Origin of the sequence: Alteromonas sp. W364 (genome assembly GCF_031846205.1) — a bacterium.
Classification (GTDB): Bacteria; Pseudomonadota; Gammaproteobacteria; order Enterobacterales; family Alteromonadaceae; genus Glaciecola; species Glaciecola blandensis.
The window spans coordinates 194,494-211,572 of record NZ_JAVRID010000004.1; the positions used below are offsets into that span (position 1 = coordinate 194,494).

Below are 17,079 nucleotides of genomic sequence, written 5' to 3' on the forward strand. Positions count from 1 at the left end.
GGAAGAAAAGAAAATGAAATATATATTCACTATGTTAGTGCTTGTGTTTGGCTTTTGTCAGAGCGTTAATGCTAATTTGTTGGTATCACCCACTCGGATTGCATTCGAGGACAGAGATCGCGTAAAAGACATTATTTTGATAAACGTCACTGAACAGACTCGGAGTTATCGAATAGAATGGCAAGAAAATACAACTGACGATTTTGGTAACTATATTTTACTCGCTGACAACGATGTCAGCTTTGCGTCAAGCGATTATATTCGCTATTCACCTCGTCAAGTAACGCTAAAACCAGGTGAAAGACAAGTTATCAAACTGATGCTGAGAAGAAAGTCAGACATGGACCTTCCTGAGTATCGTTCCCACTTAAAAGTCACAGCATTACCTACAGCACCAAACCCAGCCGCTGAGAGCAGGGACGAGGGCATTGGTTTTAAAATAAACGTACTCACAAGTTATACAGTCCCCGTAATTGTTAGAAACCAGAAAAATAATGCAAGCCTGAGATTAAACGACATTAAGGTAAATGTTAAAAATGAGAAAAAAGTATTTTTTGAGATTGATTTAGGAAAGACAGGAACGAGCAGTATCAATGGTGATATCAATGTTTCTGTAATAGATGAACAAAGTGGGCAGTCAGAAACGATTGGTATATTGCGAGGTATAAATGTCTTCCATGAAAAGGATCGACGAGTCATCAAAGTGGAATGGCAAGGGTTTACTGAACCCAAAAATATGAAGGTGCGTTTAGACTTTGTAGGAACTAACGAGCAAATTGGTCAGAAGTTTCTATCTGTGACCAAAGATATCTCCATCAATGACTACGTTAGAAAGTAACACGCAGGCATTATTTAAAACTTTTTTTAATTTTACACTTAAGTTTCAAAATTGAGGGTCGATAGAGAGTTTGTCAGGCGAAAACCTTACATTCGAACTATGATGTTTGATTTAGGCTTAGACAACGCAATTAAACATGCGTGTCTGTGTCATTTAATTTTATAAAGTAAATTGGAGATTTCCATGTTTAAACGCAATCAAATTCAAAAATCGCTAGTAGTTGCAGGTGTTACTCTTGCCTCTTTTGCTGCTTTTTCACAACAGAACGAAACCACTACTGCATCGGTAACAGTGCAAAATGCTTTTACCTTGACTGAAGATGCAGCATTAAGCTTCGGTACTATTACTGCTACTGTAGTTTCTGGCACCGATGGTACGCTAACGGTTAATCCAGATGGAACTCAAGGTCAGCCTGCTGGTGGCATTAGAGTCTTGGTTCCTGGGACTGCAGCAAGTTACACAATCGCTGGAGCTGCGCCCTTCACTGACCTAAAAATCAATACAAACGTTGATACTGTAGCTCTAATCAACTCTACAGCGCCTCCAGGTAGTCCAGAATTTACCTTGAGTGCATTCCAAGTAACAGACGGTACCGTTACTGAAAGTATCAACTCTGGTGCGTCTGCATTTACTGCTGGTGATTTTCAAACGGATGTTGGTGGCACATTGACTGTCGGCTTAGGTGGCACACTTACATTGCCAGGTGGTCCAGCAGAGTTACTAATCGATGGTAACTACGAAGGAAACTTTACAATCACCGTGAGTTACTAGTTATTAGTATCTTTTAGTAAGACTAAGATATTATTCGAATAATAACTGTATTTTAAAATCCCGCACTAATGCGGGATTTTTTTTGGTCTGATATTTGCAAGTTTGCTGAATAGTATAGAGAAATGAAGTTGCTCTCACTTTCAACATCTTGATTTCAAGCATAAGGAACAAAAGGTAATGCCTCATCAATCAAGCTACCAGTCAATTTCAAATAACACTATTCTAGCTTTATTTGGCCTCACCTTCCTTATACTGATGAATTATACAACACATCAACTTGGCGGTTTTGGATTAGGTTTAGCATTCAATAATGCTACATGGCTCGGGTTTACCTTGATATTCGCGATGGGCGGGCTTTTCATTAGCCTCAAATGCAGTATAAAGTTAAGTAAGAGTTTAGTGGGGTATTTTCTTAGCATTGTATTGCTGCTACTGCCCTTGAGCTATGCGAAGCAAGCGCTTGAATACGACATGTTCTTAATTGCGCTGGCTATAAGCAGTGCCTTAATACTTTTTTTTATAGTCGAACAGTGCAATCGTCGACGCTTTAAGACGATATTGTTAGCCATTCTGCTCTTGTCTGCACTCGTGCAAACTGTTTGGGGGATGGTTCAGTATTATTTGATCTATGAACCAAGTTTATGGTTTGTCGCTGCAAATAGCACCCAACCTCATGGAACCTTTGGTCAAAAAAATGTATTCAGTTCTTATCTGGCTTTTGGGTCATTGTTAGCAATATATTTCTTATTCAATCAATCAAAAAAAAGTCGATTGGCAATAACGCTAGTATTCTTAATTATTATACTGAACGCCCATTTAACTATGCTGGCTGAGGCCAGAACTGGCCGTGTTGTGCCGATCATTGCCGTCCTTGCCTACCTTAGTTATTGCGCATTCAAATACAAATCGCGTAAGCTAACGTTTGCTCTCGGTATTGTATGTCTTCTTACTAGCTTTACCCCTAAACAATGGTTCGATATTCGCCCAAATCAAATAGTGACGGCACCCATTGGTATTCAGTCAGTTGGGGTGAGGCCATTGATGTACCAAGTGGGCGTTAATCTCATCATGGATAAGCCATTACGAGGTGTTGGTGCGGGTAACATGGCGAGAGAGTTTATGCTCAAAAAAATCGCCTTGGAAGAGCAGCAGAACAGAATACCTACGGAGCTTCCTATTACAAGCCATATCCATAACGAGCCGCTGCAATGGATGGTAGAACTTGGAGTTGTGTCTGGTTTAGCTTTTGTGGGCTTTATGATTACTTGGCTACTAGGTTTGAAAAATGGGTGGATTGACCCAAGCGTCTTGCTTTTAGCTTTGCCTTTTGTTGGTCACTCGCTTTTAGAGTTTCCATTTTATGCATCCGCGCCACACCTTTTCGCGTTTGCTATTATTCTGGCGTTGGCGAGTAAGGGAAGAAAGAAAGTCGTGAAGTTCACACCGGTGGCTAGCGGTTTTATCATCCCCGCTGTAGGACTCATATCTTATAAAGCTATTATGTTTTTGCTTCTTTCAATAGCCTCAATGAATGCCCTGATTGAGTATCGACAGGGCAATAAACAAGATGAAAGTCTGCTTTACTCCGTAACACCCACACAGAGTTTTGAGCGTTTATTTACGCACGAAAAATATCAATGGACGTTCAAGCGAGGGAAGCAACAAGGTTCGATCAGCAAAGAGCAAGTATACAGCTACATCGAATTCCTAGAAGATAATGTAATGCAATGGCCAGAAGCACTCTTGTATGTCCAACTTGCAGAGATGTATCTCATTTCAGGTCAAAATAAAAAAGCACAAGAAATCATGAAAGAAGCATATGCTTTTTTCCCATCTGATGAGAAAGTCATCGCACTGCACACAAAATTAAATCCAGGTTAGTAGATCAAAACTGCTCAAAATGCTTATCCACTAAACTTGAATGCGAGTCGATAAGCTTCTTCGTCAATTCATGCTCAGGTTGTTTAAATACAGCCTGGGTAGGTCCTTCTTCTATTACCTTACCTTTATCCATGATCATTACTCGGTCGCTGATATGTCGCACAATCCCAAGGTTTTGTGAGATAAAGATAAAAGCCATACCCAGCTCTTGCTGAATATCTAATATGAGGTTAACGGTTTGAGAACGGACAGAGGGATCTAAGGCCGCAAACGGTTCATCGGCGACGATGATCTTTGGATCTAATATCATTGCTCTTGCTAGCGAAACACGCTGTTGCTGACCATCTGATAGCATATGACGATAAAAATAGTAGTGCTCTCTTAATAGCCCCACTTTAACTAGAGTCTGTTCTATCTTTACCTTTCGATCTTGTTCATCAAAATCTGTATTCAGTTGCAAGGTTTGATTAAGGACTGCACCGACAGTAACCGCGGGGTTTAAGCTGTTTTTACTGTGTTGAAGGATGAGTCTGACATCATGGTTTCTAGTTTGTTTATCACTTTGCTCAACCTCTTTACCTTCTAACAATATACTGCCTTGTTGAGGACTTATTCCACCCACCAAGGCTCTGGCTAAGAGTGTTTTTCCAGAACCGTTATGTCCAGTGATAGCTAAGGTTTCACCCGCATTAACTTTAAAGCTAACAGGACCCAACACAAATTCATCTGGCTTTGAAAAAATCGACCGTTTTACACGGTGAGTGTATATCAGATCTTTTACCTCAAGAATCGCGGTCATTGTCGACTTCCTTCGGAATTGCCAAGGTTAAAGTCTTCAGTGTCATTTGAACTCTTGTCATTGCCAGTGGGTAAATGTAAAGGAAAGTGGCAACTATATGCATGTTGCTGAATGAACCGTTCTTCCGGAACTTTGACACACTCTTTTCTAGCACTGGGGCAACGTGGTCCTAAGCGACAGCCAATCGGTAAATGTTGGAGCGTAGGGATCGTACCTTCCAATGATACTAAGTGTGATTTAGGCGGCAAGTTAATTTGAAAGCTTGGTGCACTATCCAGCAATGCTTTTGTATAGGGATGCAGCGGCCTTCGGTGCAGATGCTTTACTTTTCCAGACTCCACGGTTTGCCCACAGTACAATACTGTCATGCTATCGGCCATGCTCGAAATTGCTAACAAATCGTGACTAACAAACAATATAGCAAGTTTTTTTGATTCGTTGAGAGCACTGAGTAATCGTAATATTTGATTTTTGGTCGTGCTTTCCATACTTCGAGTGGGGTCGTCCGCAATTAATATCTCAGGTTCAGACACTAAAGCCATGGCAATCATAAACTTTTGCGCAATGTCAGAGGCAATTTCATGTGGATATCGTTGCATGCAACTATCGTGGTCTTTAATACCCACTTTGTGCATTAAGCCGATGGCGATTTCTCGGCGTTGTTTATTACGTTGCCAAAACATTCCTTTATCTAAAAATTCAGAGGGAATACTTTCTTCTAACTGTTCTCGTAAAGTAGCTGAAGGATCGAGTGACGAGGTCGGATCTTGAAAAACAACTGCTATTTCGCGGCGCATGATCACACGACGTTGCTCATTGGACATCGTAAGCAAGTTTTGCCCTTTCCACGTCATTCTATCTGCAGTGATTATCCAATGGTCAGGAACAGCTCCAATTATTGCTCGTACAATTAAGCTTTTTCCAGAGCCAGATTCGCCAACTAATGCCCGAATTTCGCCTGCTTCAACAGTAATACTCACTTTATCCAACGCTTTGACAAACTCATTGCCAGTGTCGATTTCAACCGTGAGGTTTTTGATATCAAGTAAGGGCATTAGTGTATTAACCTATTGCGTAAGGCTGAACGTAAACCTTCACCAACAATGTTGATTGATAACACCATCAGAAAAATGCAAAAACCGGGCAAGGCAATTAACCAAGGTGCGGAATAAGCGACTTCTAAACTTTGCGACAAGCTAGCCCCCAGTTCGACTACTGGGCTTTGCGCGCCTAAATTTAGGAAGCCTAACGCTGAAATATCGATAATCGCAACAGACAAAGCCAAAGTACTTTGCACCGCGAGCAACTCAAACATTCCTGGTAAAATAGACTTCCAAAAAATGCGAAATGAAGATGCTCCGTCGAGACGATCGAGTAGGATGTAGTCCTTTTTCATTTCCTCTCGCACAAAATTACGAGTTTGGTGTACAAATTGCGGTATGAGAGCAAGAATGATTGCTAACATACTGTTTGCTAAGCCTGTGCCTAAGATAGCAACAATGATAATCGCAATCAGTAGTGTAGGGACTGCCATAAGACTATCTAGCAGGTGGTTTAATATACTTGACTTGACCCCTCGATTCATCCCAGCAAGCGTGCCCAAGGCTACGCCGACCACTAAAGCAATGAATACCAGTATAACACTTGAACCAAACGTTATTCTGCATGCATGTAATGTCCTTGAAAACACATCTTGACCCAAAGCATTGGTGCCGAATAGATGTGCGATAGTACCATTTCCTTCCCACGCAGGGGGTAATAGGATGGCATTCGTATTTTGCACGTTAGGATCATAAGGCGCTAACAAAGGCGCTAAAATTGTAATAACACAAAAAAGCAATAAGACCGCAAAGCCAACTAGCGCGAAGTGGCTTCGTTTAAACTCAAGCCAAATATGCATAATTGGAGAAGGGTGATACTCCTCTTGATAAAGATTAAACTGCGCCACGTTCAAATTTATCCCTTGCTGGGTCGATAGCTCGACTTAAAAACTCAATAGTGATGGTTAAGCTTACCACGAACATAGAAACGACCAACATACCAATGCGTATTGCAGGGTAGTCCCGTTGGTAAATTGCTTGAATAAGCCAGTTACCAATACCTGGCCAAGAAAAAATAGTTTCAACAACCATGGCATTCGTTATCAAGGTTGATATTTGCATCGCCATGAGAGGTAAAATAGGCAGTAAAGCATTGCGCAAACCATGTTTGAAAAATATCTGTTTGGTGGTGAAACCACGTGATTTTGCCGCATCAATATACCCTTTCTCCATTACGTCCATAATGGAGCGTCGGGTAAATCTTACAAAAATTGCAGTGGTGACAAAGGCGATTGATAGGGTGGGCAAAATTATATGCTGAATAGCGTCGTAGAAGGCATCTGCCTTGTTCGGCATGTCTGCTCTTAGAATATCAAGCAGGATGAAGCCTGTTTGATGAGGCACATCATAAAGTAAATTAACACGGCCAGACAGAGGCAAGAAACCGAGTTGTAAACTAAATATAGTGATGAAGATTAATGCTAACCAAAACACAGGGAATGAATAACTGACGACGCTAAATGTGACGACACCAAAGTCAAAAGGTTTGTGATGCCAAAGGCCACCTAGGAAGCCCAGCGGAATACCAAAAATAACGGAAATAAGCAGTGCGTAGGTGATTAATTCAATTGTTGCAGGGAAGGCAATGCTGACTTCTTTCAATAAAGACGTTTGCGAGGTAAAACTGACGCCCCAGTTACCATTCACTAATGTATTTAAGTAATGCCAAAATTGAGCGAAAACCGAACCGTCTAGCTTATATGCCGCCTCAAGCGCGGCTCTTTGAGCATCAGATTCAGGCACAATGCCAGATAAGTTGGTTAACGTATCGCCTGGAAAGAAGTAGGGAAGAGCAAATGAAATAACGACCAACACTGCAATCGTAATCACCATCAAGTTGATGTAGCGTAAAAGCAGGTTAATCAAGGTTTACGCTCCACGTCATCAAAGCGGATCCCACCGAAAGGATTGATAACCATACCACTTATATTGTTGCTGACCGCTTGATATTGATAAGCGTGAGCAATAGGGACGAGCGGTGTTTCGTCAAAAATAATGTTATTTGCTCTGTGATAATACACTCTGCGCTCGTTGGCGTTATCCGTTTTTAATGCGCTTTCGATCAGCGTGTCATAATCTTCGTTGCACCATCGTGCTCTATTGGTACCAGACGGTATTGCAGAGCATGTTAACAAAGGACGATAAAAGTTATCTGGATCGCCATTGTCTGCAGACCAGCCAATTAATACCGAATCATGCATCCCGATGGTTAGGTTTTCTCTAAATCTGGCCCAATCATAACTGACGATATTCACGGTAACACCAACTTCAGCTAGGTAAGACCTCATCAATTGAGCCATCTTCATCGCGTTTGGGTTATAGGCTCGTTGAACTGGCATGGCCCAAATATTCATGGTGAAGTTAAATGGGATCCCTGCCTCGTCTAAAAGCTTACGTGCGGCTACAGGGTTATAGCCTAGGTCTTGCATATTGGATTGATGCGCCCAAGATGCTGATGGCACTAGACTCTTTGCTCGCGTCGCTTGACCTAGATAAACAGCTTCAAGCAATGATGTCTTATCAATAGCAAGTGCTAAGGCTCTTCGTACTTTTGGATTGTCGAAGGGGGGTTTACTGGTGTTGAATGCCCAGAAACCAATATTTAGGCCAGGTTTCTCCAATAGTGTTAAGTCTTCGCGCTCTCTAATAATTTCGAGATCATTTTGCGATGGAAATGCAACCGCATCGCACTCACCGGTAATTAATTTGGCGACACGCAGCGAGCTTTTCGGAGTGATATCAAATACTAAGTGCTCTGGCCCTTTGGTATCTAAAAAATAATCAGTGTGTCGTTCGTATCGTATATATTGGTCTTTACGATAAGCCACAAACTTATACGGGCCCGTGCCGACTGGGAATTTATCGAGATCACTAGGGCTGCCATCTTTCAGCAATTCCATGGCATATTCTGCTGAAAGCACAACCGAAAAGTCGGTTGCTAGGTTTGCTAAGAAAGAGCTGTCAGGTTTATATAACGAAATCTCAACACGATAGCCGTTTATCCTAGTCACTTCTTTGATTGTGCTTTTTAGGCCTAGGCTCTGAAAGTACGGATAATTGCCGCCTGCCACGTCGTGATATGGATGCGAGTTCACACGCCAACGATCTATGCTGAATATTACGTCATCTGCATTAAAATTCCGACTAGGTGTGAAGTATTCAGTGTTATGAAATTGCACGCCCTTCCTAAGCTGAAAGGTATATGTTAGTCCGTCACTGCTCACTAACCAGCTGCTGGCTAGGCCAGGTTCGATGCGACCATCTTCAGTATTGAATTCAAGTAAACGGTCATAAATTTGATGTGATGATGCGTCAGCGGTTGTGCTAGAAGTGTCTAGTTGTGGATTAAATGATGCAGGACTGCTTTCTGAACAAAAGGTGATACCGTTTTTGGTGATATCGGTTTTCTCGCTGGTACAGGCAAACAGAATAAAGCAGGCCGATGCGATGAAGCTCGAGCTCAGGGCAAGCCTCATTGTGCTTTTTGCCTTACTATATCTTTGTGATGCCATGATTATTCGTCAGCTTTGTCTAAAAGATTGTATTTCTTAAGATATCCTCTCAATTGATGATACGTTAAACTTAGCTTTTCTGCAGTTTTTTTCTGATTAAATTGTGCATCTTCTAAGGCGGACTTAAGCATAGCAATTTCATGATCTTGTGATGCTTGTTTTAGGTCCAACGGAAATTCAAATAATGGGCTACTGTCTGAACTAGCTGCAATTGGTGGAGCTTGATGATTTGCTACAGAGCCATCGATTGCGTCAACAAGGGAGTTGTTGTCAACTGGCGCAGCGCTTATCGGTGTTTGGTTAAGCGGTGCCTTGGTACGTTGCTTGGGTCTGAATTCAGACTCAAAAGGATTGACGTTTATTTCATGCACAGGCAAATGAGGATTATTCTTATATACGGCTCTTTCAACTACATTTTTTAACTCACGGATATTGCCGGGCCAATCGTATTCCATCAAGGTTTGTTTTGCTTTTGCGGTAAACCCACTAAAAAGCTCTAATTCCAACTCTCGAGCCATATTAATTGCAAAGTGTTCAGCCAGGTTCATTATATCTTCTTGTCTATGGCGAAGTGGGGGAATAGTAATGACATCGAAGGCTAAACGATCGAGTAAATCCGCTCGAAACTCACCTTGTTCTGCCAAAGTCGGAAGGTCTTCATTCGTAGCAGCTACCAGTCGCACATCTACCTTAACCGTGCGGGTGCCACCTACGCGCTCAAACTCGCCATACTCGATGACACGAAGGAGCTTTTCTTGAACAAGTGCCGAAGTATTTGCTAATTCATCTAAAAACAAGGTTCCTTGATCGGCATATTCAAAACGTCCTTCTCGACGTTTTGCCGCCCCCGTAAAGGCACCAGCCTCGTAGCCAAATAATTCACTTTCTAATAAATTGTCGTTAAGTGCGGCACAATTGAGTTTTACATAGTTTTGCTCCCAACGTTGGGAAAGGAAATGTAAACGTGCCGCAATTAGTTCTTTACCGGTGCCTCGCTCGCCGATAACCAGCACTGGCTTATTTAATGGCGCGATTTGCGATATTTGTTCTAAGACTTCCAGAAAACTATTGGCTTGGCCGAGTAGATTGTCTTGTTGTTTGAACCGGCTCATTAAAAATCCCTTGATAAATAGTCAATTTCACTAAAAGTTAGTGTACTTTAAAATTGAGAATATTCCTCTACTTCTTTAAAAATAATTATTATCTATATAAAACAATTGCTTATCTCGTTATTAAGAGTTGGCAAGCATATTGAATACTCATCAGTAAGTTTCAGAATGCAAATCAAAGTTGATGAGCAACTATTTAGATTAACTACAGAGGTATATAACGATGGGTATATTTTCACGTTTCACAGACATCATTAACTCTAACATCAACTCGTTGTTAGACAAGGCTGAAGATCCAGAAAAAATGGTTCGCCTTATTATACAAGAGATGGAGGATACCTTAGTAGAGGTTCGTTCAGCATCAGCAAAAACGATTGCTAATAAGAAAGATGTTAGTAATCAAATCGCACGCTTGACGGCAGAAGCCGATGAGTGGCAATCAAAAGCAGAGTTAGCGCTTAGCAAAGAACGCGAAGACCTAGCGAGAGCCGCGCTACATGAGAAGCAAAAGACGAGTGAATCTGCTGATGCATTAAAGCACGAATTGGGCTTGATTGAGTCAGAGCTTGAGAAGCTTCAAACCGAGACAGGACAGCTTCAAGAGAAGCTAGCGGATGCAAAAACACGTCAAAAAACCATTATCATGCGTCAGAAGACAGTGAGCTCGCGTTTAGAAGTAAAAAAGCGCTTAGACAGTTCAACCGTCGATGCAGCTATGGGACGCTTTGAGCAGTTTGAACGCAAGATTGATGACCTTGAGTCACAGGTAGAAGCTTATGACATGGGTAAGAAAACGCTTAAAGATGAGTTCGCAGAATTAGAAGCTGGTGGCAAGATCGATAGTGAGCTCGAAGCATTGAAGAAAAAAATGCAAGCGAAAACTGAGAAGCCAAGTAAGGCGAAAAAAGCATAATTTTAAGATATGCTTGAACAATCAGAGAGCCAGTTGAAGCGGCACATGGAGTGCCGCCCTCCGCTCACTAGCCATCACTAGGAGAGATATTGTGGACGAATTATTAGTTATTTTCATGGGCGTTCCGCTAATTTTATTTACGCTTTTTGTCGCGCCAATTTGGTTGATTTTGCACTATCGAAGCAAAAAACAAGTTAGCCAAGGCTTGTCAGAAGAAGAGTTTGCAACGTTACAAAAGCTTGCCGAAAAAGCAGAAATGATGTCGGATAGAATCCATACTTTAGAACGTATTCTTGATGAAGAAGCACCAAAGTGGAGGGAAAGAGCATGAACACTGGAACCACTTTGTATCGCGACCCCGAGAATGGCAAAATTGCAGGCGTATGCGCAGGAGTCGCAGAGTACTTTAAACTAGAAACTTGGCTGGTTAGAATTTTAACGGTCACTGCCTTCTTTCTTATGGCTGGTCCTTTCATATTTGTTACTTATATTGCTGCATGGTTCATTTTGGATAAAAAGCCAAGCGGAAGCAGTCTTGGTGACACACAATCGACCCATGTTAGCGGCGAGTCGACATTCGTTTACAGAGGTTGGGGGAAACGAGCTAAAAATCCCGCTGGTGCGAAAAGCGATGAAGCTAAGATAGAGGTGAAATCACGTATTTGGCAAGCAGGAGAGCCGCCTAGACAAGCTTTTTTCGATATCCAACAACGCTTTCGTTCTGCAGAACAAAGATTGCGTAAGATAGAAGGTTATGTGACGTCGAAAGAGTTTGAAATAAACCGTGAAATCAGTCGACTTTAACTAGACATTAAAACTTGCTACATGCTGAATAAAAAAGTATCACTTCGTTAGTAATTACCCAAAAGCACAAAACTGCTTTTGGGTTTATCCTTTCTCGAAAACCCCGCGAACTACCTCGCCAATTTATGGATTTACAGGTGCTCTGGGGTAAATTCGTAAATTAAATTTTACAATAGCTGCTTAATTCGAAGCTCTCCCTTCGCGCAAAATAGACAAGATCTTAATAAAATTGGTTACCATCCTCCGGTCGAAATTAACACGAATCCATAATATTTATGATGAGCGATACTGAACAAAAAGTACCAGCGAAAAAAACGAAGTATGTTTCTCGTCAGTCAGACGAAAACGGCCTTATTGCTTGGTCTGATACCGAGAATAAAGTTTGGGAAAAACTGTATCAACGGCAAATAGAATTACTGCCGGGAAGAGCTTGTGAGCAGTATATGAACGGCCTTGATTTGCTTGCTCTGCCTGAAAACAAAATCCCTCAACTTAAAGATATAGACGAAGTGTTGCTGCGTGAGACTGGCTGGAAAACGGCAGAGGTCCCTGCGCTAATTAACTTCACAGATTTTTTTACACTCTTAGCTAACAAAGAGTTTCCCGTTGCAACATTCATAAGAAGCGAAGAAGAGTTTGATTACTTGCAAGAGCCGGATATTTTTCACGAAATATTTGGGCACTGCCCATTATTAACAAACCCTGCATTTGCTCATTTTACACATACCTATGGCAAGTTAGGTTTAGCTGCGAATAAAGAGGATAGGGGCTATTTAGCGAGACTTTATTGGTTTACTGTTGAGTTTGGCCTACTTAATACCCCTGAGGGCCTTCGGATTTATGGTGGTGGCATTCTTTCGTCACCAGGCGAAACGCATTACGCTTTAGAAAGTGATATTGCCGAGCGCCACCCATTAAAGCCAATAGACGTGCTAAGAACACCTTATCGTATTGATATTATGCAACCACTTTACTATGTGCTAAATCACTTTGATGACCTTTTTGATATCGCACAACTCGATATCATGGCGCTAGTTGAGGAAGCTAAAAAACTCGGCTTATTCGAAGCGAAGTTCCCACCGAAAGAAAAAATCGCAAGTTAAACAATTTCAAAAATTGAAATTTAATTCGCCTCACACCTGTCTTTGTTAACAGCAAAAGCCGGTTGTGAGGAGAGTTTGCAAACTGATCTAGCTGGGTAAAACCGCGTATATTATGTTAACTCATTAGCTAAATTTCACCTTGGGGTGAGCACTCGGATACTAATTAAATCATGCGATTGGAAATAAATTGTCAAGATAGGCTCGGGATAACGCAAGACGTACTGGATATTCTTACCGAGTACGATATTGACTTGCGCGGTATCGAAATTGATGAAACGGGAAAGATCTTCCTTGATTTCCCTACGATTGAGTTTGAAAATTTTCAACACCTTATGCCGAAGATTCGACGCATCGAGGGGATTGATGATGTAAAAACAACGCCTTTTATGCCTATTCAGCGTGAACGAAACCAATTAAGAGCGCTGCTACAAACATTACCTGACCCTTGTTTCTCAACAGACACTAACGGCAAGATTATTTTGTTCAATGACGCGGTTGCGAGTGGCTTAGAATTAAGTCCCGAGGAAATCCTTCAACTTAATATAGATGAAGTGTTAAGTGGTTTTGCGATTACCAAGTGGCTAGATTCGAAAGAGATATATGCGCAAACACAGCGCGTAAAATTCATAGAGCAAGATTATATTGCCGATATTTTACCGGTAGATGTCCCTGACAATGACAAAACAGTGCTGGCCGGTGCCGTGGTGATTTTAAAGTCTGAATCGCGCTTAGGTCAGCAGATTACGATGTTTAATAAAAGCGCATCTAACAGCTTCGATTCGTTCCAAGCATCGAGTACCGCAATGCGTAAAGTCATTCGGGATGCCAAACGAATGGCTGAATTAGACGGTAACATGCTTATTTATGGTGAAGCGGGAACGGGCAAACAACGTATCGCAAGAGCGTGTCACGATAGCAGCCCCCGTTCTGACCAAGGTTTTTTCGCCCTTAACTGTGCTTCTTTACCAGATGATGTCGCCGAGACTGAACTTTTTGGGATTGACCAAGGACAGTTTACTGGCTCAGAAACAAAAGTTGGACTGATAGAGAAAGCATCAGGTGGCACCCTCGTGTTAGATGAAATATCTGAGATGTCTCAGCAATTGCAGTCTAAATTGTTGCGCGTAATAGAGGATGGTTGTTACCGACGTTCTGGTCAGAACCATTCAATACCGGTTGATTTGCGCATTATCTGCACAACCGGCAAAGACTTGTCTGAATGCGTTGAATTAGGTACGTTCCGGGAAGATCTTTTTTATCGCCTAAATGTGCTGGCGATGGTAGTGCCACCTCTCAGGGAGAGGAAGGCTGATATTATTCCACTGGCTGAAAACATTGTTCGTTCTCACAGTAATAAGCTTGGTATTCGCTCACCTAAACTCAGTAAATCGTGCGTAGAATATTTGCAAGCCTATCCTTGGCCTGGAAATGTTCGTCAACTAGAAAACGCTTTGTATCGAGCCATTGCGCTAATGGATGGCAATGAAATAACCAAAGAAGCAATTCAGTTGCCTAGTTGCAGCACAACCGTGAATTATATTGATGAAAATTTCGAGGGAACGCTTGAGCACGAAGTGAAGAAGTTTGAGAAAGAGTTACTGAAGCGACTGTATCCTTCATATCCATCGACTAGACAACTAGCGAGAAAACTTGGCTTGAGCCATACAGCTATAGCAAACAAGTTGCGCGAATATGGCATAAGTAAGGCTACTGTAAAGTATTGATTACATAAAACGCTTGAAGCCCCTAATAAAGGGGCTTTTTTGTGTTTGTATCTTGTGTAGCAAGAGATACTAAATCGGCTGTTTGATTCGGCTATCACGGCTATAATAGACGCCAAACAAGCAATTATTATTTGATGTTTTTATCGTTAGCGTCAATGATTATAATATTCAGCCAATGCAATAAGGTTTAATTAATGAAATTAGCAACTTACAAGAACAATACTCGTGACGGAAAACTGATGTTGGTTAGCCGCGATTTGAGCAAAGCCGTCGCCGTAGGTGATATCGCAGCTACGCTACAAGCAGCCTTAGACGATTGGGCAAAAGTAGAGCCGCTTTTGCAAGCGCGCTATGACGAGTTAAATGAAGGTAAGTTATTTAATGTGGTCGAATTTTCTGAAGATGATTGCGAAAGCCCGCTGCCAAGAGCATACCAATGGGCTGATGGAAGCGCATACGTTAATCATGTTGAGCTTGTGCGCAAGGCCCGTGGTGCTGAAATGCCCGAAACGTTTTGGACAGACCCTTTAATGTATCAAGGTGGTTCAGACGACTTTATCGGCCCAAGAGACGACGTACTTTTACCATCTGACGATTGGGGAATAGATTTTGAGGGCGAAGTTGCCGTAATTACCGGAGACGTGCCTATGGGCGTCGATGCGGATAAAGCGGGTAGCAGTATCAGGCTCTTAATGTTGGTCAACGATGTTTCATTGCGTGGTTTAATTCCAGGTGAATTAGCCAAGGGCTTTGGTTTCTTCCAATCCAAACCTTCTTCTGTGTTCTCACCTGTCGCTGTCACGCCAGACGAGCTCGGAGATGCTTGGAAAAATAATAAGGTACATCTACCTCTTATCTCTCACTACAACGGAGAATTATTCGGTAAGCCAGAAGCTGGTGAAGACATGACCTTTGATTTTGGTCAGTTAGTGGCTCATGCAGCGAAGTCTCGCAACTTAGGAGCGGGTGCAATTATCGGTTCTGGTACAGTGTCAAACAAACAGGGGACTGACCATGGTTCTGCGATTTCAGAAGGTGGTCTCGGTTATTCATGTATCGCAGAGGTCAGAATGATTGAAACGATAAGAGATGGCTCACCTAGCACTGCATTCATGTCTTTCGGAGATACCATAAAAATCGAGATGTTTGACAAGCAAGGCAACAGTATATTCGGGGCAATCGACCAAACCGTGAAACAGGCTTAATTTGTGATCACTCGTGCTAGGTCAATAGACTTAGCACCAAAAAGGAAGGTTTGAAATGAGTCTACAACTACATGGTTATTGGCGTTCTTCGGCATCTTACCGAGTGAGAATTGCCCTACATTTGAAGCAGTTAGCGTTTGATTATATCCCAGTTCATTTGGTAAAAGGCGGGGGGCAGCAGAAAGCTGAGCCTTACACGCGAATCAACCCATCCATGTTGGTGCCCACCTTCATTGATGACGATGAAGATGTTGTATTAAACCAGTCGATGGCAATATTGGAATATTTGGATGACAAGTATCCTGATTCACCACAGCTACTACCGAGTCATAGTTTAGATAAGGCTAGAGTGAGAGCTCTGGCTCAAGATGTTGCCTGTGACATTCAGCCTATTACGAATTTACGTATATTAGAAACATTAAAAAGTGACTTTAATGCCAGCGCTGAGGATGTAAAAGCTTGGAATCAGAAGTGGATTACAACGGGGTTTGACGCCTTAGAAAAACGTTTACAAACACGGTCTGGACAATACTCTTACGGTTATGATGTGACGCTTGCGGATGTGTGTTTAATACCTCAGGTCTACAATGCTATTCGATTTGAAGTGGATATGAGTGTATATCCACTTATTTCTAAGATATGGGAAAACTGCAATAAACTGGATGCGTTCAAAAAAGCGGCACCAGAAAACCAAGTTGACGCTATACGTTCTTGATAGGGAGTTCTGTCGTGTTCTTCACTTGTTTGAGGGCGAAAGTTGAACTTAAGTGATCGACCAGGGGGAGATGAGTTAATTTATTTTTTAAAAGCTGCTCGTACTCCTCAATGCTCTCGACAATGACTTTCAGTAAATAGTCTTTGTCACCACTCGTCGTATGACACTCCACTATCTCGTCAACTTCTTGAACGGCTTTCTCAAAATCAATGAGGGAGTCGCCATCATGATTTTTCAGAGTCACGTAGATAAATACTGACACCCCTAAATTGAGCTTTTTGCTGTCGAGCAAGGTTACTTTTTGGCGTATTACACCGTCAGCTTCCATTCGTTTTACTCTTCGCCAGCATGGAGTATGCGAAAGCCCAACGCACTGACTTAACTCTGCCATAGACACCGTAGCGTCCTTTTGCATAACTCTCAGAATTTCTCGATCAAATTTATCTAGCTTCATTATTCCACCATTGTGAGACATTTATCACTTTTGACTAAAGCATTATAGGATAGGTATCCTAGGAAAAGGAAATAATAAACACATTTATTTGACAACTTTTCACGCAGACACTGTAAATTGCAAGATACATCCTCTGTGTCATCGGCTACAA

General features: G+C 41.9%; 17 protein-coding genes. 10 read left to right on the top strand and 7 right to left on the bottom strand.

The window, feature by feature from the left end; genetic code table 11:
• Positions 1-13 precede the first annotated feature (13 nt).
• From RM556_RS08065 to RM556_RS08075, 3 genes are all read left to right on the top strand, one after another.
• Positions 14-838: a hypothetical protein gene (locus RM556_RS08065; protein WP_311361652.1), complete on the top strand. Its 825-nt coding sequence runs from the start codon at positions 14-16 to the stop codon at positions 836-838.
• Positions 839-1,021: 183 nt separating this feature from the next.
• The gene (locus tag RM556_RS08070) at positions 1,022-1,609 is read left to right on the top strand and encodes a DUF4402 domain-containing protein (protein ID WP_311361653.1); all 588 of its coding nucleotides are present in this window, start codon (positions 1,022-1,024) and stop codon (positions 1,607-1,609) included.
• 177 nt (positions 1,610-1,786) lie between these two features.
• Positions 1,787-3,490: a Wzy polymerase domain-containing protein gene (locus RM556_RS08075; protein ID WP_311374352.1), complete on the top strand. Its 1,704-nt coding sequence runs from the start codon at positions 1,787-1,789 to the stop codon at positions 3,488-3,490.
• 4 nt (positions 3,491-3,494) lie between these two features.
• On the opposite strand, the gene RM556_RS08080 is transcribed toward RM556_RS08075, so the two are convergent.
• Genes RM556_RS08080 through pspF form a run of 6 tightly spaced genes read right to left on the bottom strand, consistent with a single transcriptional unit; the run spans position 3,495 to position 10,013 of the window.
• A complete protein-coding gene (locus RM556_RS08080) occupies positions 3,495-4,289 on the bottom strand; it encodes an ATP-binding cassette domain-containing protein (RefSeq protein WP_311361655.1) in 795 nt (264 codons plus the stop codon).
• Positions 4,286-5,344, bottom strand: a complete 1,059-nt coding sequence (locus tag RM556_RS08085; RefSeq protein ID WP_311374353.1) for an oligopeptide/dipeptide ABC transporter ATP-binding protein — start codon at positions 5,342-5,344, stop codon at positions 4,286-4,288. Before RM556_RS08085 ends, RM556_RS08080 begins: the two co-directional genes overlap by 4 nt.
• Positions 5,344-6,237, bottom strand: a complete 894-nt coding sequence (locus RM556_RS08090) for an ABC transporter permease subunit (RefSeq protein ID WP_311361657.1) — start codon at positions 6,235-6,237, stop codon at positions 5,344-5,346. Before RM556_RS08090 ends, RM556_RS08085 begins: the two co-directional genes overlap by 1 nt.
• Positions 6,224-7,255 (bottom strand): ABC transporter permease, encoded by a 1,032-nt coding sequence (locus tag RM556_RS08095; protein WP_311374354.1) that lies wholly within the window; start codon positions 7,253-7,255, stop codon positions 6,224-6,226. The genes RM556_RS08090 and RM556_RS08095 overlap by 14 nt, the downstream gene beginning before the upstream one ends.
• Positions 7,252-8,865, bottom strand: coding sequence for an ABC transporter substrate-binding protein (locus tag RM556_RS08100; protein ID WP_409220071.1), 1,614 nt, complete (start codon positions 8,863-8,865; stop codon positions 7,252-7,254). The genes RM556_RS08095 and RM556_RS08100 overlap by 4 nt, the downstream gene beginning before the upstream one ends.
• A 38-nt stretch (positions 8,866-8,903) precedes the next feature.
• A complete protein-coding gene (gene pspF, locus RM556_RS08105; protein WP_311361660.1) occupies positions 8,904-10,013 on the bottom strand; it encodes a phage shock protein operon transcriptional activator in 1,110 nt (369 codons plus the stop codon).
• A 220-nt stretch (positions 10,014-10,233) separates the two neighbouring features.
• Here pspF and pspA point away from each other — a divergent pair, with 220 nt between their 5' ends.
• The 7 genes from pspA (at position 10,234) to maiA (ending at position 16,474) form a co-directional block, all read left to right on the top strand.
• Positions 10,234-10,923 (top strand): phage shock protein PspA, encoded by a 690-nt coding sequence (gene pspA / locus RM556_RS08110; RefSeq protein ID WP_311361661.1) that lies wholly within the window; start codon positions 10,234-10,236, stop codon positions 10,921-10,923.
• Positions 10,924-11,038: 115 nt separating this feature from the next.
• Complete coding sequence (pspB, locus tag RM556_RS08115) at positions 11,039-11,254, top strand: envelope stress response membrane protein PspB (RefSeq protein ID WP_409220072.1); 216 nt, start codon at positions 11,039-11,041, stop codon at positions 11,252-11,254.
• Complete coding sequence (pspC, locus tag RM556_RS08120) at positions 11,251-11,727, top strand: envelope stress response membrane protein PspC (RefSeq protein ID WP_311361663.1); 477 nt, start codon at positions 11,251-11,253, stop codon at positions 11,725-11,727. The genes pspB and pspC overlap by 4 nt, the downstream gene beginning before the upstream one ends.
• A 275-nt stretch (positions 11,728-12,002) precedes the next feature.
• On the top strand, positions 12,003-12,830 hold the full coding sequence (phhA, locus tag RM556_RS08125) for a phenylalanine 4-monooxygenase (RefSeq protein ID WP_311361664.1): 828 nt from the start codon (positions 12,003-12,005) through the stop codon (positions 12,828-12,830).
• A gap of 170 nt (positions 12,831-13,000) precedes the next feature.
• Positions 13,001-14,554 (top strand): transcriptional regulator TyrR, encoded by a 1,554-nt coding sequence (gene tyrR, locus RM556_RS08130; protein WP_311361665.1) that lies wholly within the window; start codon positions 13,001-13,003, stop codon positions 14,552-14,554.
• Positions 14,555-14,748: 194 nt separating this feature from the next.
• Positions 14,749-15,759 (top strand): fumarylacetoacetate hydrolase family protein, encoded by a 1,011-nt coding sequence (locus tag RM556_RS08135; RefSeq protein ID WP_311361666.1) that lies wholly within the window; start codon positions 14,749-14,751, stop codon positions 15,757-15,759.
• 55 nt (positions 15,760-15,814) lie between these two features.
• The gene (maiA, locus tag RM556_RS08140; protein WP_311361667.1) at positions 15,815-16,474 is read left to right on the top strand and encodes a maleylacetoacetate isomerase; all 660 of its coding nucleotides are present in this window, start codon (positions 15,815-15,817) and stop codon (positions 16,472-16,474) included.
• On the opposite strand, the gene RM556_RS08145 is transcribed toward maiA, so the two are convergent.
• On the bottom strand, positions 16,461-16,928 hold the full coding sequence (locus RM556_RS08145; protein ID WP_311361668.1) for an Lrp/AsnC family transcriptional regulator: 468 nt from the start codon (positions 16,926-16,928) through the stop codon (positions 16,461-16,463). The genes maiA and RM556_RS08145 overlap by 14 nt on opposite strands.
• Positions 16,929-17,079 lie beyond the last annotated feature (151 nt).

What these genes read in the sequence shown, in the direction of transcription:
- RM556_RS08065 (WP_311361652.1), top strand. Translation starts at nt 14, where the DNA reads ATGAAATATATATTCACTATGTTAGTGCTTGTGTTTGGCTTTTGTCAG.
- RM556_RS08070 (WP_311361653.1), top strand. Translation starts at nt 1,022, where the DNA reads ATGTTTAAACGCAATCAAATTCAAAAATCGCTAGTAGTTGCAGGTGTT.
- RM556_RS08075 (WP_311374352.1), top strand. Translation starts at nt 1,787, where the DNA reads ATGCCTCATCAATCAAGCTACCAGTCAATTTCAAATAACACTATTCTA.
- RM556_RS08080 (WP_311361655.1), bottom strand. Translation starts at nt 4,289, where the DNA reads ATGACCGCGATTCTTGAGGTAAAAGATCTGATATACACTCACCGTGTA.
- RM556_RS08085 (WP_311374353.1), bottom strand. Translation starts at nt 5,344, where the DNA reads ATGCCCTTACTTGATATCAAAAACCTCACGGTTGAAATCGACACTGGC.
- RM556_RS08100 (WP_409220071.1), bottom strand. Translation starts at nt 8,865, where the DNA reads ATGAGGCTTGCCCTGAGCTCGAGCTTCATCGCATCGGCCTGCTTTATT.
- pspF (WP_311361660.1), bottom strand. Translation starts at nt 10,013, where the DNA reads ATGAGCCGGTTCAAACAACAAGACAATCTACTCGGCCAAGCCAATAGT.
- pspA (WP_311361661.1), top strand. Translation starts at nt 10,234, where the DNA reads ATGGGTATATTTTCACGTTTCACAGACATCATTAACTCTAACATCAAC.
- pspB (WP_409220072.1), top strand. Translation starts at nt 11,039, where the DNA reads ATGGGCGTTCCGCTAATTTTATTTACGCTTTTTGTCGCGCCAATTTGG.
- pspC (WP_311361663.1), top strand. Translation starts at nt 11,251, where the DNA reads ATGAACACTGGAACCACTTTGTATCGCGACCCCGAGAATGGCAAAATT.
- phhA (WP_311361664.1), top strand. Translation starts at nt 12,003, where the DNA reads ATGATGAGCGATACTGAACAAAAAGTACCAGCGAAAAAAACGAAGTAT.
- tyrR (WP_311361665.1), top strand. Translation starts at nt 13,001, where the DNA reads ATGCGATTGGAAATAAATTGTCAAGATAGGCTCGGGATAACGCAAGAC.
- RM556_RS08135 (WP_311361666.1), top strand. Translation starts at nt 14,749, where the DNA reads ATGAAATTAGCAACTTACAAGAACAATACTCGTGACGGAAAACTGATG.
- maiA (WP_311361667.1), top strand. Translation starts at nt 15,815, where the DNA reads ATGAGTCTACAACTACATGGTTATTGGCGTTCTTCGGCATCTTACCGA.
- RM556_RS08145 (WP_311361668.1), bottom strand. Translation starts at nt 16,928, where the DNA reads ATGAAGCTAGATAAATTTGATCGAGAAATTCTGAGAGTTATGCAAAAG.